The 15,047-nt window shown below is 58.8% G+C and carries 14 protein-coding genes; 7 read left to right on the top strand and 7 right to left on the bottom strand.

Features of this window, described 5'->3' with window-relative positions:
- Positions 1 to 300 precede the first annotated feature (300 nt).
- Positions 301 to 1,002, top strand: coding sequence for a response regulator transcription factor CtrA (ctrA, locus tag ACWPM9_RS05855; RefSeq protein ID WP_428188951.1), 702 nt, complete (start codon positions 301 to 303; stop codon positions 1,000 to 1,002).
- 204 nt (positions 1,003 to 1,206) lie between these two features.
- Here ctrA and ACWPM9_RS05850 read toward each other — a convergent pair whose 3' ends face one another.
- Positions 1,207 to 1,575 (bottom strand): response regulator, encoded by a 369-nt coding sequence (locus ACWPM9_RS05850; protein ID WP_428188952.1) that lies wholly within the window; start codon positions 1,573 to 1,575, stop codon positions 1,207 to 1,209.
- Between the two features lie 180 nt (positions 1,576 to 1,755).
- The gene (chpT, locus tag ACWPM9_RS05845) at positions 1,756 to 2,403 is read right to left on the bottom strand and encodes a histidine phosphotransferase ChpT (protein ID WP_428188953.1); all 648 of its coding nucleotides are present in this window, start codon (positions 2,401 to 2,403) and stop codon (positions 1,756 to 1,758) included.
- Between the two features lie 246 nt (positions 2,404 to 2,649).
- Here chpT and ACWPM9_RS05840 point away from each other — a divergent pair, with 246 nt between their 5' ends.
- Entirely contained in the window at positions 2,650 to 3,183 is a 534-nt protein-coding gene (locus ACWPM9_RS05840) for a DUF1134 domain-containing protein (RefSeq protein WP_428189005.1), read from the top strand.
- 148 nt (positions 3,184 to 3,331) lie between these two features.
- Positions 3,332 to 4,507, top strand: a complete 1,176-nt coding sequence (locus ACWPM9_RS05835; RefSeq protein WP_484757068.1) for a hypothetical protein — start codon at positions 3,332 to 3,334, stop codon at positions 4,505 to 4,507.
- A 33-nt stretch (positions 4,508 to 4,540) separates the two neighbouring features.
- Here ACWPM9_RS05835 and ACWPM9_RS05830 read toward each other — a convergent pair whose 3' ends face one another.
- Complete coding sequence (locus ACWPM9_RS05830; protein WP_484757067.1) at positions 4,541 to 5,371, bottom strand: TrmH family RNA methyltransferase; 831 nt, start codon at positions 5,369 to 5,371, stop codon at positions 4,541 to 4,543.
- A gap of 9 nt (positions 5,372 to 5,380) precedes the next feature.
- Complete coding sequence (locus tag ACWPM9_RS05825) at positions 5,381 to 5,767, bottom strand: hypothetical protein (protein ID WP_484757066.1); 387 nt, start codon at positions 5,765 to 5,767, stop codon at positions 5,381 to 5,383.
- A gap of 162 nt (positions 5,768 to 5,929) precedes the next feature.
- Here ACWPM9_RS05825 and ACWPM9_RS05820 point away from each other — a divergent pair, with 162 nt between their 5' ends.
- Together ACWPM9_RS05820 and rpoH are read left to right on the top strand one after the other, a co-directional pair.
- Entirely contained in the window at positions 5,930 to 6,955 is a 1,026-nt protein-coding gene (locus tag ACWPM9_RS05820) for an RluA family pseudouridine synthase (RefSeq protein WP_428188957.1), read from the top strand.
- Between the two features lie 360 nt (positions 6,956 to 7,315).
- A complete protein-coding gene (gene rpoH, locus ACWPM9_RS05815; RefSeq protein ID WP_428188958.1) occupies positions 7,316 to 8,218 on the top strand; it encodes an RNA polymerase sigma factor RpoH in 903 nt (300 codons plus the stop codon).
- 101 nt (positions 8,219 to 8,319) lie between these two features.
- Here rpoH and ACWPM9_RS05810 read toward each other — a convergent pair whose 3' ends face one another.
- Together ACWPM9_RS05810 and ACWPM9_RS05805 are read right to left on the bottom strand one after the other, a co-directional pair.
- Positions 8,320 to 10,662, bottom strand: a complete 2,343-nt coding sequence (locus ACWPM9_RS05810) for a hypothetical protein (protein ID WP_484757065.1) — start codon at positions 10,660 to 10,662, stop codon at positions 8,320 to 8,322.
- Positions 10,663 to 10,722: 60 nt separating this feature from the next.
- Entirely contained in the window at positions 10,723 to 12,021 is a 1,299-nt protein-coding gene (locus tag ACWPM9_RS05805; protein ID WP_428188961.1) for an adenylosuccinate synthase, read from the bottom strand.
- A gap of 193 nt (positions 12,022 to 12,214) precedes the next feature.
- Between ACWPM9_RS05805 and ACWPM9_RS05800 the strand changes: the two genes are divergently transcribed.
- Both ACWPM9_RS05800 and ACWPM9_RS05795 read left to right on the top strand, forming a co-directional pair.
- Positions 12,215 to 13,105, top strand: coding sequence for a DMT family transporter (locus tag ACWPM9_RS05800; RefSeq protein ID WP_428189006.1), 891 nt, complete (start codon positions 12,215 to 12,217; stop codon positions 13,103 to 13,105).
- Between the two features lie 124 nt (positions 13,106 to 13,229).
- Positions 13,230 to 14,030 carry a creatininase family protein gene (locus tag ACWPM9_RS05795; protein ID WP_428188962.1) on the top strand — a complete coding sequence of 267 codons (801 nt, stop codon included), beginning with the start codon at positions 13,230 to 13,232 and terminating at the stop codon, positions 14,028 to 14,030.
- On the opposite strand, the gene ACWPM9_RS05790 is transcribed toward ACWPM9_RS05795, so the two are convergent.
- Positions 14,015 to 15,001 (bottom strand): LysR family transcriptional regulator, encoded by a 987-nt coding sequence (locus ACWPM9_RS05790; RefSeq protein ID WP_428188963.1) that lies wholly within the window; start codon positions 14,999 to 15,001, stop codon positions 14,015 to 14,017. The genes ACWPM9_RS05795 and ACWPM9_RS05790 overlap by 16 nt on opposite strands.
- Positions 15,002 to 15,047: the final 46 nt, after the last annotated feature.

Genomic DNA, 15,047 nt, shown 5'->3' with positions numbered 1-15,047 from the left:
AATGATAGGGACGATCATTTAAGGGTCAGTAAATGCCGCCCCTGAAAAGGGAACTTTGACAATGATGAGTCAAATGAATCTGTTAGCGTCAAATTCTGACAATAAGATTCAAGTTCGGCGATGTCTGAAAATCTCGGAAAAACAGGAGTCTGTCCTTTTTGCTTAATAAATTCGATACACCTTGCCAGAGGAGATTAGAATTTGTTAACCATTTGGTGGCAGCCTTCAAATCAGGCAACGACTGGATCCGTTTCGCGTAGGGGCCTTTCGACCTTTCGGCGGCGGTAAAGGGGATATTTAATGCGGGTTCTTCTCATCGAGGACGACAGTGCTACGGCACAGAGCATCGAACTGATGCTCAAATCAGAGAGTTTTAACGTCTACACGACGGATCTGGGCGAAGAGGGTGTCGATCTCGGCAAGCTCTATGATTACGACATCATACTGCTCGATCTCAACCTTCCCGACATGTCGGGCTATGAAGTGCTGCGAACGCTGCGTCTTTCCAAGGTCAAGACACCGATCCTCATCTTGTCCGGCATGGCCGGTATCGAAGATAAGGTTCGCGGTCTCGGCTTCGGCGCAGATGACTATATGACCAAGCCGTTCCACAAGGACGAACTGGTTGCGCGCATCCACGCCATTGTCCGTCGTTCAAAGGGACATGCCCAGTCCATCATCATCACCGGTGAACTGGTTGTGAACCTGGATGCAAAGACTGTCGAAGTTGGCGGTCAGCGCGTTCACCTGACGGGCAAGGAATACCAGATGCTGGAGCTTCTTTCGCTCCGCAAGGGTACGACGCTTACCAAGGAAATGTTCCTCAACCACCTTTATGGCGGTATGGACGAACCCGAATTGAAGATTATCGACGTCTTCATCTGCAAACTTCGCAAGAAGCTCGCAAATGCTGCCGGTGGCGAAAACTACATCGAAACCGTTTGGGGCCGTGGCTATGTGCTGCGCGAACCGGATGGCGGGATCCTCGCCGAGACAGCCTGACGTCTTCTGAGCGGACATCAGCCGAATCAAAAAAACCTGCCTCTTTTGCGGCAGGTTTTTTTACGTCTGGGCGTTGCCACTCGGCATTTCCAAAAGATCGGGGCGCCACGGCATACGAAATATCGGCCGAAATATCGGCACGCGATTTCGCCATCTCGTATCTCTGTCGCGTGAAGCCATCGAAATTATCACGGGTGATTTCTGCTAGGCGGCGATCGCCTGGTCGGTAAAGATCTTGGTCAGGATCTTGCGGTCGAACGGTTTCAACAGGAAATCGTCGGCGCCGGCGCGCTTGCCAGCCATCATGACCTTCAATTCCGCCTGGATGACGCAGTAGTAGATCTTTACGCTCTTGCCCTCGGGCAAGGCGCGAACATTGGTGATCAGGTCGAGAGCGCCTTCAAGGCCTGCATCCACGATCATGATGTTGGGAAGGTCGGTTTCGCAGAAGCGCAGCGCATCGCGCGCATTGGCAGCTTCGGAAACCTGAAAGCCGATTTCGGTCAGGATGCGATGGCCGACCTTGCGAACGATATCGGAGCTATCCGCAATCATCAGACGTCGCATCAACATTTCCCCTCAAAAATGGCCGAGGCCACCATCGCCTCTCCAGCAACTTAACGTCGTTCCCCTAAGGATTGGTTACCGTAGATTGGCGCATTCTAAAGCTGTCGCCATACGGCCTGTGCCAAAAACAATTCGGCCGCCGATTGCCCGGCGGCCGAAAATGGATGCACATAATGGACCGCAGCCTCAGGCCGGGACGACTTCCGCCGTGAAGACGATGTTCTCTTCCGTCTGCACATATTTCAGCTCCATGCCGCATTCCTGCGCCAAAAGCACAGTGTAATAGGGCTGGATGGAATGAGCGTCGACGGCCTCTTCCAGCTGCCCACCGACAATTTCCGCAAATTTTGCCGGAACGCGCATCATCCGACCGGAAACCGTGATGGTGAACTTGGCGTCATATTCAGGATTTTCCAGCATGACATCGATCTTGCCGCCGCGCGGGATCGCACCGTAGGAGACCAAAAACAGGTTCAGAAGCATTTTGACGCGGTTCTTGGCAATGATCGCCCGTGGACCGTTCCAGGTAACCTCTGCCTTCTTCTCCGCATCGATATAATCTCTGGCAGCCTTTTCGGCTTCACCGGTGTCGATCGACGCGCCGACAGACCCCGACGCACCGAAAGCAAGACGTGCAAACTTCAATCGGACGGAAGCATTCAGCGTGCTGGAGCGGATCAGATCCATCGCATCAGCGTCGGCCCCACCCTCGTCCAGCAGTTCCAGGCCATTGGCAATGGCGCCGACGGGCGAAATCACGTCGTGGCAGACACGACTGCACAAAAGGGCAGCCAGATCAGGGCCAGCGAGCGTGAGGGTGGGATTTTTGTCCATCAAATTCTCCTGCAATTGGGCAACGCCGCGACGACTTCCGGACACGACTGCGCCGATAGTTGTGCCTACACCGTTTCCTCGTCGTCATAATGACACCATATTTGGTAAACCGATTGTTAATCTGATCGTCGCAAAATGATCGGAATACTCGATTTCGCACTGTGTGCACTGCATACCAAGGAAGAAAACATGCGCTTTCTCAGAAATACTGACGTTGCGCGCGTTAGAAAAGGGGCTCTGGCCCTCATGATTTCTATCGCGGCCCTGTTGCCCGCGATGCATGTCGCGAACGCTGCAGACGAATATACGGCGCAGGAGATCGTCGATGCCGGTCATAACCTGTTCGGCTCGACCAGCGGCGGTCTGGCCAAAGTGGTCGAACAGGCCTTCGCCACCTACGGACTGCCCAACGGTTATATTCTCGGTCAGGAAGGCTCAGGTGCGTTCATTGCCGGCCTCACCTATGGAGAAGGCGTTCTCTATACCAAGAATGCCGGCCAGCACGAGGTGTTCTGGCAGGGTCCCTCCCTCGGCATCGATTACGGCGGGAACGGCACCCGCGCCATGATGCTGGTCTACAATCTCCCCGACATCGAAAGCCTCTACAGGCGTTTCGGCGGCGTGAGCGGCTCAGCCTATATCGTGGCCGGGGTTGGCATGACGGCCCTGAAGAACAGCAATATGGTTCTCGTTCCAATTCGCACAGGCGTTGGCGCCAGACTGGGTGTGAATGTCGGCTATCTCAAGCTGACGCATAAACCGACCTGGAACCCGTTCTGATAGAGACCGCCTGCAACACCGGATAAAATTCATCGGGCCGCGAAGTCTTCTTCGGCGGCCCGATCTGTCTCGGGTGCTTGTCCTTTGGGCGAAACCGTGTCTAATGGCCACTCGTTAAAGTGGACTTCAACTGTGATTTGGCGCGACCGTGATTGAATACGCCCTCCTGTTTGGACTTGGATTCCTTTCCGCAGCCCTCATCGCATTTCTGCTGACGCCTGCAATTCATCAGCGCATCGTGCGGTTTACCGAAAACCGGCTGAAGGCAACCATGCCGCTTTCGCCGCAGGAGATCCGTGCCCAGAAGGACATGGCCCGCGCACTTTTCGCAGCCGAAAACGCCAAGACCACCCATGCGCTCGGCAAGGAACGGGAAAAAACGCTTGGTCTGCAGTTCCAGAACGAAAAGCTGGCGGAAGAGGCAAGTCGCCTGCTGGGCAGGAGCCGCGATCTCGAGGCCCTGATCGAGGACATGAAGGTGGAGGCCGGCGAACTGCGCTCGCAACTGCGCCGCGAGGACGGCGAGTTCTTCAGGGTCAGCGATACCTTGAAGCGAACGGAGGAATCCGCAGCCGCCAAGGATCTCGAAATCGAATCGCTGCAGAAAACGGCGGCAAGGCTTACGGCCGAGATCGACGGCCTCAATATGGAAAGCGCGTCCCAGAAGACCGAGATCGACAATCTCAAGCAGCGCATCCAGATACTGCGTGACGAGCGTGAAGAACTGAGACACGATACCAAGCTTGCCGGGCAGCGGGCCAAGGATGCCGAGCAACGCCTCTCCCAGGCTGAGCATGCCCGTATCCGCCTAGACGACCGGTTGGTGCGCGAAATGGCCAGCAATGCCGACAAGGAAGCGCTGATCGAGCGTCGCACCGACGAAGTGGCCCGGCTGAAGGAAAAGCTCAAGGAAGCCCGCTCCGTGGGGCGTGCGGCCGAGCGGGCCATGCGGGCAGCCAATCTTCGTCTGCCGAAAAAGCTGGAGGAGGACTTGCAAGAGATGGACCGCCCAGACCCCGCCGACACACCGCGCAAGGCAAACACACTCGACACCGGTCGCATTGCCGAAGACTTGCGCAATCGCCAGACAGCGCTTGCCGAGCGGCTGATCAAGGCAAAGAACACCACAAACGACGACGCCCTGCGCGATGAAATCGCCGATATCGCAGCCCGCATGGTGGTCCTGACAGCCGCCAATGAGGGAACGGCGTCGCCTGTTCGCGAGATCCTCTCCCAAAGCGCCTCCAAGGGTGCCGGAAACCGCATCACGCTCGCCGAGCGCGCCCGCAAGCTGGAACCAGGGCTGTTCGAACGCTCGAAGTAAATGCAGTGCGCAGGGTGAGCGGTCGCGCCTCGTCTACAACCGTCCCTGTGCCATCGCGGCGTGGTAGAGAGCGATGCCGCTCGCCGTTCCTACATTCAGGCTATCAAGCCGGGGTGACTGCGCGATGCGGGCCGTCCGGAAGCGTGTCAGCACATTGTCGGGAAGCCCCTCGCCTTCCGTCCCCATGACGAGCACCATGCGATCAGAGGCAGGGATATCGCGCATTTCGGTTTCCCCGCGCGGCGAAAGGGCCCAGATGGCAAAACCGGCAGCGGCCAGAACTTCCAGTGTCTCCACCGGCGTACCCTGCCGCACATAGGGCAGCGCCAGCACCGAGCCGACCGAGACGCGCAGGGATTTCCGGTAAAGCGGATCGCAACAGGTCCGATCGAGGATCACGCCATCGGCGCCGAACACAGCCGCATTGCGAAACAGCGAGCCGACATTATCGTGGTTGGAAATTCCGCAAGCAGACAAGAGCAGCGCCTTTTGCGGTAGCCGTGCGAGATAATCGACAAGCGCCGGCTCCTCGCAGCGACATCCAAGCGCCAAGACACCGCGATGCAGGTGAAAACCGGCAATCGCATCCAGTACGCTGCTCTCGGCCACATAGACCGGTATTTCTGCCGGGAGCATCGCCAGAATATCGGCAAGCCCCGCAACCCGGTTCTTGAGCAGCAGCACCTTTTCGGCGCGGATCCCCTGGCCCGCGGTATGCGCCTCGGCAAGAACCCTGAGCACCACGGTGCCTTCGGCAATGAAACGCCCCTCGCGGCCGGTCAGATCGCGCTCGCGAATATCCCTGAATTCGGAAATCCGGGGATCTTCGGCATCCGTAATCTCGATTGGCGCAAGAAATTCCATCGACCGCTGTCAGTTGGACGAAAGGGTGATGTCGGCCACGATGCGACCCACGCCGATATCGAAGACCAGCGCCTTGCGCGCACCGTCAGCCGCTTCACCGTAAAACAGGATCTGGCCGCCGGAAAGCGATGTCGAAAGAACATTGAAACCTGCCGGCAGATTGGCTGTTGCCGAAATCGGCTGATCGGAAGGAATGGCGAAACCGGCACCGGCCAGGACTGGCTCCTTGCCGTCTGGGCGCGTGACCTTGTAGACGATGGCAGCCAGGACGGCCATGAACATCACCAGCATGATGCCGCCGGAGACGAGCTGGAGCTTCACCATCTTCCGGCGTACATTTTCCATCGCCGGATCGAGCGGCTTGTCTTCCTGTTCGTCGTGGTTGAGATTGTCCATCTGGGCGTCTCATCTCCGTTTGCGATATGCTCCCGCCACACGAGTCCGGGGCAAGAAAAACAGTCCTCCGGCGCGCCTAAAGATTGTCGAAGGCGAAAACCTGTGCCAAGTGGCACCCACGCCTTCGGCTATCGGCCAGTGGCATACACGCAGGATGACAGAATGAACGACCCCTTTAAACAAGCCGACCCGTCAAGGAAAGCCCTGATCGCAGGTGAAGACGCTGAAGGACGGCTTGATGCCTGGCTGGCGGGCGCCCTTGGCGGCGACCTGTCGCGCAATCGCGTCAAGGCGCTGATCGAGCAAGGAGCGGTCACCCTGAACGGCAAAGCGGTGACGGAGCCGAAGAAGAAGGTCACGCCCGGCGATGCCATCGACATCATCATGCCGGAGCCTGAAGATCCAGAACCCAAGGGCGAGGATATCCCGCTCGACGTTCTGTATGAGGACAATGACGTGATCGTCATCGCCAAGCCCGCCGGTCTCGTCGTCCATCCCGGCGCCGGCAACTGGACGGGCACGCTCGTCAACGCGCTGATCCACCATTGCGGCGACACGCTATCCGGCATCGGCGGCGTCAAGCGCCCGGGCATCGTCCACAGGCTCGACAAGGAAACTTCCGGGGTGATGGTAGTGGCCAAGAACGACATCGCCCACCGCCATCTGGCCGACCAGTTTGCCGACCACGGTCGCACCGGCCCGCTGGAGCGCGCCTATCTCGCCATTGTCTGGGGACGCCCCAATGGCCTGAAAGGCACCATCGACGCACCGCTTGGACGCGCCGGCGACCGCACCAAGCGCACGGTCAAGCGCGAAGGCACCGACGACGCCCGCGAGGCGATCACCCATTATCTGGTAATGGAACGCTTTGGCGAAAAGCCGGATGCAACCTCATTGGCCTCGATGATCGAATGCCGGCTGGAAACGGGCCGCACCCATCAGATCCGCGTGCACATGGCCCATATCGGCCACCCGCTGATCGGCGACCCGGAATATGGTGCCGCCTTCAAGACCAAGGCCAATCTTCTGCCCGATAACGTGAAGGCCATCGTCAACGGCTACCACCGCCAGGCACTGCACGCCTATCTCCTGGCCTTTGAGCATCCCGTGACCGGTGAGACCATGTCCTTCAAGGCCCCGATCCCGGATGACATGGTGAAAGTCATGGAAGCGCTCAGGACCATCTGAGACAAGTCTTCGCAAAACCACCTGGCAAGAGACGTTCTGGGCCGACAGCAACAAGCCCTCCATCTTGCGAGACGCGATCACGAGCGAGGGACGCATGGATCACGTTTTAGTCAGAAAAGATTGAAGCGTCAGGCGACATTTGCCTGAAAACCCCAAACAACCGCGAGATACGCGACGAATTACCGGCCATTTGTACAATACTGTGTTCGCATTTCAGCGACACTGCGTCTTCTTGAAACACAGGACCGCCACACTTATTTGGGATATGGTTCTGTGTGAGATTTTTAAATTCATGCGGAACAGGCTTGCCTCGACGAGCTTACTGATGAGGAAGCCGCATTCGATCAAGGAGGGTGCTTTATGGCCCGTGGTTCATTGCCGTCTATTACAGCCGGCGAAGGCGGTCTCAACCGCTATCTAGACGAAATCCGCAAATTCCCGATGTTGGAGCCGCAGCAGGAATATATGCTGGCCAAGCGCTACCATGAACATGGGGATCGCGATGCCGCACATCAAATGGTGACCAGCCATCTGCGCCTCGTGGCGAAGATTGCCATGGGCTACCGTGGTTACGGCCTGCCGATCGGCGAAGTTGTCTCCGAAGGCAATGTCGGCCTGATGCAGGCAGTCAAGAAATTCGATCCGGAACGGGGCTTCCGCCTGGCAACCTATGCCATGTGGTGGATCAAGGCGTCGATCCAGGAATATATCCTGCGCTCATGGTCGCTGGTGAAGATGGGCACGACCGCCAACCAGAAGCGGCTGTTCTTCAACCTGCGCCGGATGAAGAGCAAGATCCAGGCCATCGATGACGGTGACCTGAAGCCGGATCAGGTGAGCGAAATCGCCACCAAGCTGAAGGTGTCCGAGGAAGAAGTGGTATCGATGAACCGTCGCCTGTCCGGTGACGCCTCGTTGAACGCACCGATCCGCGCCACCGAAGGCGAATCCGGCCAGTGGCAGGATTGGCTGGTCGACGATCATGACAGCCAGGAAGACGTTCTGATCGAGCAGGACGAACTGGAACAGCGCCGCTCCATGCTGTCGCGCGCCATGAGCGTGTTGAACGACCGCGAACGCCGTATTTTCCAGGCCCGCCGCCTGTCGGAAGATCCGATCACGCTGGAAGATCTGTCGAGCGAATTCGACATCAGCCGCGAGCGTGTCCGCCAGATCGAGGTTCGCGCCTTTGAAAAGGTGCAGGACGCCGTGCAGAAGCAGGCCCTTGAACAGGCCGAAGCGCTAAGAGTGGTCGACGCCTGATTGCAGGCAGTCACAGTATGAATACAAAAAGGGCCGGATCACTCCGGCCCTTTTTTATTGGGAATTTTTCGGCTGGACTTGACGCCCAACCGGCGCCGGCATCAGCCGCCGTTGGTCTTGGCCGCAGCCCGCCATTCCTTGACGACCGTGTCGAAGATCTGTGTGCCGGTCGTGCCCTTGTCGATGGTGATGAGGGCGCGGCGGCCGTTGCGATAGGTCACGGGGATATCGATCCACTCGCGTGTGTCGAGCAGATCGAGATTGCGGGCCACCACGTCGGTAAAGTCGTTGAGCGCCACCAGATAGGTGTCGTCGGTGACCTTGGCGGTCACCGCGACCAGCTGCTCGCCGCGCTCCTGCTCAGTCCGCTTCATCGTCACGCGCTCGACACTGTCGATGGCACCGCCTTCGAAATCAGCCGGAACAGAGAACACGATCTCGATCAGATGGCTGGCGGGCAAAGAACTGTCTGCATTGCGCTTGATCGTGATCAGCGCTGTGATCCCGTTGCTCGGGATCGTCAGACGCCCCTGGATTGCCGGATCAGGCTTTCCATCCGCCTGTTCTTCCACACGCGCCCAGACGATATTGCCATTGATCGCCGTCGGCGTTGCCTGACCGAGACGCTCTTCATAGACAATGGCCTTCTCGCCACCGGCCGGGAGGGCCGCATCGGCTGATGCGGACGCGGCGGGTTGCTCGGCAGCCGTACCGGCGCTGGCTGCCTCTCCTGCCGCAGCGACATTCTGCTCTGACACAGACCGGCCTGTAGACCCGTCGGACGCCGGCGCTTCACCGGGGTCGACCTCTGTCCCATCGGACAGCAGACGCTGGGTAAACTTGGAGCCGCTGGCGCTTCCGTCAGCGGGCGCAGGTGTTTCTGCTTCAGGCTCCTCAACAGCCGGCGTGGCGGCAACCTCCGTCTCCGGCGTCTCCGTCGCGGGCTCATCCGTCGCAGCCGGCGTCACCTCAGCCACGGGGCTGACGACATCGTCGACGAGCTCGCTCACGCTATCTCTGTTCATCCACAACGCATATCCGCCGCCGGCAACCACCAGCAGGCCGACAACGCCCAGAACCAGAGGCGCAAAACTGCGCTTCTGGCGCGGTTCCACCCGATAGGCCTTGGTCTGAGTCCCGACAGGAAACTCGTCGAAAGCTGTCTCGTCGCGCGGCTCTTCGCTGTCCGGCTCGGCATCGCGTTGCGCTGCAGGCACAAACGGTTCCACGCCCGCAAACAATGCGCTCAGATCCGTATCGTCGACCTTAGGCGCACGCGGTGGCGCCTGATCGACATCCTCTGGCTCGGCCCGTGACGGCTCTCCACCTGTGAGCCACGCATCGAAACCGTCATCGGCTTCACCCGTCCCAGATGTATCGGCAGAAGGCGGCGTTGTCGGCTCCCACTGCAGGAGCTCCTCGGTATCGGAGGTTTCAGCTGCGGCATGATCGCCACGCGCAAGGGCCACGAATTCATCGCGCGCACCCTCGTCATCAAGCGCGCGCGCATGTTCATCAGCCGTCACAACATCATCCAGCGAGGACGACACATCGCCCGCAACAGGTTCGACCGTGCCGGGTTCATACGCAGACCACGAGACCTGTTCATCGACACTCGCATCGGACGCAACAGGTGCCACATAGGCAGCATCTGGCTCGACATAGGGCTCGGTCGAATAAGGCAAAGCCTCATCTTGCGGCAGCGCCACAACATCATCCGTTGTCTCGGGCTCGCCGTTATACTCGTAGTCTTCAGCAACCGGCGCACCGGAAGGATCGAGCGAAGCAGGCTGATCGGCCCATGTCGGCTCTTCCACCGGCAGGGTTTCGCCCTCGTCTTCGTAGCCGCTCTCTTCAGAGTAAACCGGCTCTTCAGAATAGACGGGCGCGTCCACAGGTTCGGCCGACAGAGGCTCCGCAGCAGCAGAAATCTCCTCCTGTGGGCCTTCATGGACGGGCTCGGCCTCGACCGTTTCCGGTTCGGACGTATCATCGTCTTCCAAAGGCGCATCCGGCTCGGCCTGATCGGCTTGCCATGCGGAGGTTTCCGCGACGGGAGCCGGCTCCTGCCAATCGGCGACAGGTTCTTCAGGCGCCTCGACAGCATCCGCCTCGGCCGGGAACGGCTGTTCCTCGGCCACAGCTTCGCTCTGCTCGGCGACGGGATCTTCCGGCGCAGCATCCTCTAGGATGACGGGGGCTTCCGTCGGCACGTCGTCCTCGGCGGGCAATGCCTGCGCATATTCCGCCTCGACCTCGCGAATAGCTGTTTCCAGCTTATCGATCTGACGCCGAAACATCTCTTCGGATGGACGCGGCGACATATTCTCCAGTTGCCGCATGACTGCGCCCCGGGCCTTTTCATAGACCTTGACGCGCATTTCCGGAGAATTGTTCGACAGACCGGACACCGCCCGCCGAATAACAGCGATAAAATCAGCCATCAGCACTTTCTCTTGATCGCCGCAACACGACGATTACACAATCCTTAACAAATCCTGAGCTTAGTCTTCAAACGGGTCAGTCACAAGTATGGTGTCATCCCGCTCAGGGCTGGTCGAAAGCAGCGCAACCGGCGCTCCGATCAGCTCTTCGACCTGACGAACATACTTGATGGCCTGTGCCGGAAGATCAGCCCACTTGCGCGCCCCGACGGTTGATTCCTTCCAACCTTCAAGCGTGACATAAATAGGTTCAACCCTTGCCTGCGCACCCTGACTGGCCGGCAAATGCTCGATTTCCTGACCGTCCAGCTTGTAGCCGACACAGATCTTCAACTCATCCAGACCATCCAGAACATCGAGCTTGGTGAGCGCGATACCGGTGATGCCGTTGGTGGCAACCGACTGGCGAACCAGCGCCGCATCGAACCAGCCACAGCGACGTTTGCGCCCTGTAACGGTTCCAAATTCATGACCTTTTTCCCCAAGGAACTGACCGATCTCGTCATGAAGCTCCGTCGGAAACGGTCCTTCGCCGACGCGAGTCGTGTAGGCCTTGGTGATTCCCAGGATATAACCGAGCGCACCCGGACCCATTCCAGACCCGGCAGATGCTTGGCCAGCGACAGTATTGGACGACGTCACGAACGGATATGTGCCATGGTCGATATCGAGCAGCGAGCCCTGCGCACCTTCAAACAGGATCCGCGAACCCTTGCGGCGCTCCTTGTCGAGCATGGCCCAGACGGTTTCCATGAAAGGCAACATGCGATCGGCAATCGAGGTCAGCTCTTCCATGATCGTCTCGTGGCTGACTTCGGCCACACCAAAACCACGACGCAGAGCATTGTGATGGGTGAGGATACGATCGACCTTGGCCGGCAGGCTATCGAGATTGGCAAGATCCATCACGCGAATCGCACGACGACCGACCTTGTCCTCATAAGCCGGGCCAATGCCGCGACGGGTTGTCCCGATCTTGGTTCCGCTATTGGAGGCGGCATCCTCGCGCATGCCGTCGAGCTCGCGGTGGAGCGACAGAATGAGCGTGGCATTGTCGGCGATTCGCAGGTTCTCCGGGGTGACGGAAACGCCCTGCTTTGCCAGCCGTTCAATTTCAGCCACCAGCGCATGCGGATCGATGACCACACCATTGCCGATAACGGCCTTCTTGCCGGGGCGCACGACACCGGAGGGCAACAGCGAAAGCTTGTAGCTGATACCGTCGATTACCAGGGTATGACCGGCATTGTGGCCACCCTGGAAGCGCACGACGATATCGGCGCGCTCGGACAGCCAGTCCACGATCTTGCCTTTGCCTTCATCGCCCCACTGTGAGCCGACCACCACTACATTCGTCATTTCCAAATCCCGTCTATGCGCGGTTGTCGCGCCTACAAAAAACCCGCGCATCTATACTGTGTTGTTTTGCGGAAAGCGACCCGTTTGTCCGGGCGCTTAGGCTTTTTGCGTGACAAAACTGTGGCCGTTGCCTATTGCGGAGGCATTGCACAGCGCTCGCTGTCACGCCGAGTTCAGTATTATGGTCCCCGTCATGCCCTTCCAAGCCTATTTCTACCTCGTCATCACCACCATGCTGTGGGGCGGCAATACGATGGTTGGCAAGATGGCTGTGGGGCATGTCAGCCCGATGATGCTGAATGTCAGCCGCTGGACAATTGCCTTTTGCCTGATCATGGCCATTTCCGTGCCGCAGTTGAAAAAGGACTGGCCGCTTATCCGCGCCAACTGGTTGGGCCTGCTGGCCTTCGGTGCCATCGGCTATACGGCATTTAACGCCTTTCTCTATTCGGCCCTTCAATATACCAGCGCGGTCAATGGCGCGATCGAACAGGGCGGCATTCCCGTCCTGATCTTCATCATCAACTTCCTGATCTTCCGCATACCCGTGACCATCGTGCAGATCGTCGGCTTCATCATTTCCTTCATTGGCGTGGCCTTGACGGTCTCCAATGGCGATCTGGCCACGCTTTTGAACCTGCATCTCAATTTCGGTGACGGGCTTCTGCTTCTGGCCGTGCTGGCCTACTCGCTCTATTCCGTCGCCCTGCGCTGGAAACCGCAGATCCATTGGAAAAGCATGATGGCGGGGGCAGCACTCGGCGCCATGCTGGCCGCCATCCCCCTGATCGGCTGGGAAGCAAGCCGCAACGCCCTGATTCTTCCGGACGCCACAGGCCTCGGCATTATCATATATGCGGCGCTCTTCCCCTCGCTGATCTCGCAGATCCTTTACATCAAGGGTGTCGAGATCATCGGTGCCAACCGGGCGGGCCTGTTCATCAATCTGGTACCTGTGTTCGGCACACTGCTGTCCATCGTCGTCCTGGGAGAGCATCTGGAGCTTTTCCACATCCTCGCGCTCGCAATGGTGCTGGGCGGCATCGCCATTGCCGAACGGGGAAAGCCGACAAAGGACCGCTGAGCGCCACCGCCCTCGTCGCCTCGCCAGACTGAACGCTTTTAGGCAGCAGGCCGACCACAAATTGATGCTTTTCCACGTTTGCAGAATTGCCTAATCGATAGGTCTGGAAACAAGGAGAGCATGCATGTCCAAGCCGTTTTACTGGAACGAACTCAACACGGCGGACTTTGCGAAGCTCGACCCGGAAAAGACCATCGCGATCCTTCCGATTGCCTCAACAGAACAGCATGGCCCCCATCTGCCGATTGCAACCGATGTAGCGATTGCGCAAGGCATGCTGGACGAATTGAAGCGTCAGCGCCCGGATGACATCGACTTTCTCGTGCTCCCCGTCCAGGAAATCGGCAAGGCCAATGAACATGTCTTCGGTCCCGGCACCCTCTCCTTCCCCCCCGAGGTCCTGATCCCGGCCTGGACCGCAATCGGCGCAAAAGTGGCCGAAGCTGGTGTCCGCAAGATGCTGATCGTCAATTCCCATGGCGGCAATGTCGACATCATGAGCATCGTCGCCCGCGAACTGCGCGTACGCCACCAGATGGCGGTCGTCTCCACCCAGTGGGGTCGTTTCGGCAATCCGGACGGCATGATCTCCGAGCACGAGACGAAGTTCGGCATTCATGGCGGCGAAGTGGAAACATCGCTGATGCTGTATTTCCGCCCGGAACTGGTGCGGATGGAAAATGCAAAGAACTTCAAGTCGAAGGCCGAAGAGATGAAGGCCAGCTCGAAATTCCTTACCCCGCTGCCCCCACATTCACTGGCCTGGATTGCCCACGACCTCAACCCGGACGGCGTCGTTGGCGATGCCTCCAAGGGGACGGTCGAAAAGGGCGAGGCGATTTGCAAGCATCAGGTGGCAGGTTTCATCGAATTGCTGCGCGATCTGCAAGCCTACCCCCTGTCAAACCTCTACACACCCTCCTGATAGCCTTCCGGCTGCGTGATACCCATTGCCCGTTCAGGGCTGGGCAGATGGCCCTTTGCCTGAAGCTCGCCCACGAGCACCATCATCTCCTGCATCAGATATTCGACAAACATGCTGGTGGTGGCATCGAGCGGCGCACGGGCGCGGGCAAACAGCTTCATCGGCTGGTGGCGCGTATAGGGATCGGCGATGGGTCGAAAAACCAGATCGCCGCGCCGACACTCGGTGATCACATCCAGCGGATTAAGCAGGGTCAACCCCGTGCCCAGCATCACCAGCTGTTTCAGCATTTCCGATGAATTGGTCTCCAGCATCGGCTCCACCGGCAAGGGCACAGGCGCCAGTGCCAGATTGATGACATTGCGCAAGCTCGTCCCCTGCTGCGCCAGCACCAGCGGCTCCTGCACGACATCGACCAGATCGACAGGCCCCTCCTCCTTGGCCAGGCGGTGACCGGGCGGAAACACTACCCCGACGGGGATATCGAAATTGGCAAGCGTGCGAATGCCCGGTGTCGCCGGAATATTGAATCCGAGGCCGATATCCACTTCGCCGGTCAAAACAGCATTGATGGTTGTGGTGCCGCCATCATTGCGCATGGAGATATGGACGCGCGGATGCTTTTCGATGAACCGCGCCACGATCGAGGGCAGCGGACCGGCGGCAAGCCCGACCGTTGCCACCAGCGAGACCTTTCCCACCTGCGGCATCTTCAGGCCGCGAATACGCGATTCCAGCCGCTGGTAATTCTTCAGCACCTCACGGATATGTTCGACACACAGCTCTCCGGCAGCGGTCAGACGCAAGCCCCGCGGCAATCGCTCGAAGATCGGCGCGCCGAATTCCTCCTCCAGTGCCAGGATCTGCCGGTTGACGGCGGAAGAGGCAACATTCAGCCGCGCAGCTGCCTTTCGGATCGAACCGCAACGGGCGATTTCGTCAATATATTGAAGCTTGCGAGAGTGAAGCATACCGTCATCATTGCCTAATTTTTACGCATAACGCACAATGCACAAA

The sequence above is a fragment of the Agrobacterium sp. H141 genome, from assembly GCF_057158725.1.
The sequence above is the reverse complement of the archived record's forward strand: the minus strand, read 5'-3'. Positions and strand labels throughout refer to the sequence as shown.

Excerpts from the sequence above, each read along its gene's own strand:
- ctrA (WP_428188951.1), top strand. The coding sequence starts at position 301 with ATGCGGGTTCTTCTCATCGAGGACGACAGTGCTACGGCACAGAGCATC.
- ACWPM9_RS05850 (WP_428188952.1), bottom strand. The coding sequence starts at position 1,575 with ATGTTGATGCGACGTCTGATGATTGCGGATAGCTCCGATATCGTTCGC.
- chpT (WP_428188953.1), bottom strand. The coding sequence starts at position 2,403 with ATGGACAAAAATCCCACCCTCACGCTCGCTGGCCCTGATCTGGCTGCC.
- ACWPM9_RS05840 (WP_428189005.1), top strand. The coding sequence starts at position 2,650 with ATGATTTCTATCGCGGCCCTGTTGCCCGCGATGCATGTCGCGAACGCT.
- ACWPM9_RS05830 (WP_484757067.1), bottom strand. The coding sequence starts at position 5,371 with ATGGAATTTCTTGCGCCAATCGAGATTACGGATGCCGAAGATCCCCGG.
- ACWPM9_RS05825 (WP_484757066.1), bottom strand. The coding sequence starts at position 5,767 with ATGGACAATCTCAACCACGACGAACAGGAAGACAAGCCGCTCGATCCG.
- ACWPM9_RS05820 (WP_428188957.1), top strand. The coding sequence starts at position 5,930 with ATGAACGACCCCTTTAAACAAGCCGACCCGTCAAGGAAAGCCCTGATC.
- rpoH (WP_428188958.1), top strand. The coding sequence starts at position 7,316 with ATGGCCCGTGGTTCATTGCCGTCTATTACAGCCGGCGAAGGCGGTCTC.
- ACWPM9_RS05810 (WP_484757065.1), bottom strand. The coding sequence starts at position 10,662 with ATGGCTGATTTTATCGCTGTTATTCGGCGGGCGGTGTCCGGTCTGTCG.
- ACWPM9_RS05805 (WP_428188961.1), bottom strand. The coding sequence starts at position 12,021 with ATGACGAATGTAGTGGTGGTCGGCTCACAGTGGGGCGATGAAGGCAAA.
- ACWPM9_RS05800 (WP_428189006.1), top strand. The coding sequence starts at position 12,215 with ATGCCCTTCCAAGCCTATTTCTACCTCGTCATCACCACCATGCTGTGG.
- ACWPM9_RS05795 (WP_428188962.1), top strand. The coding sequence starts at position 13,230 with ATGTCCAAGCCGTTTTACTGGAACGAACTCAACACGGCGGACTTTGCG.
- ACWPM9_RS05790 (WP_428188963.1), bottom strand. The coding sequence starts at position 15,001 with ATGCTTCACTCTCGCAAGCTTCAATATATTGACGAAATCGCCCGTTGC.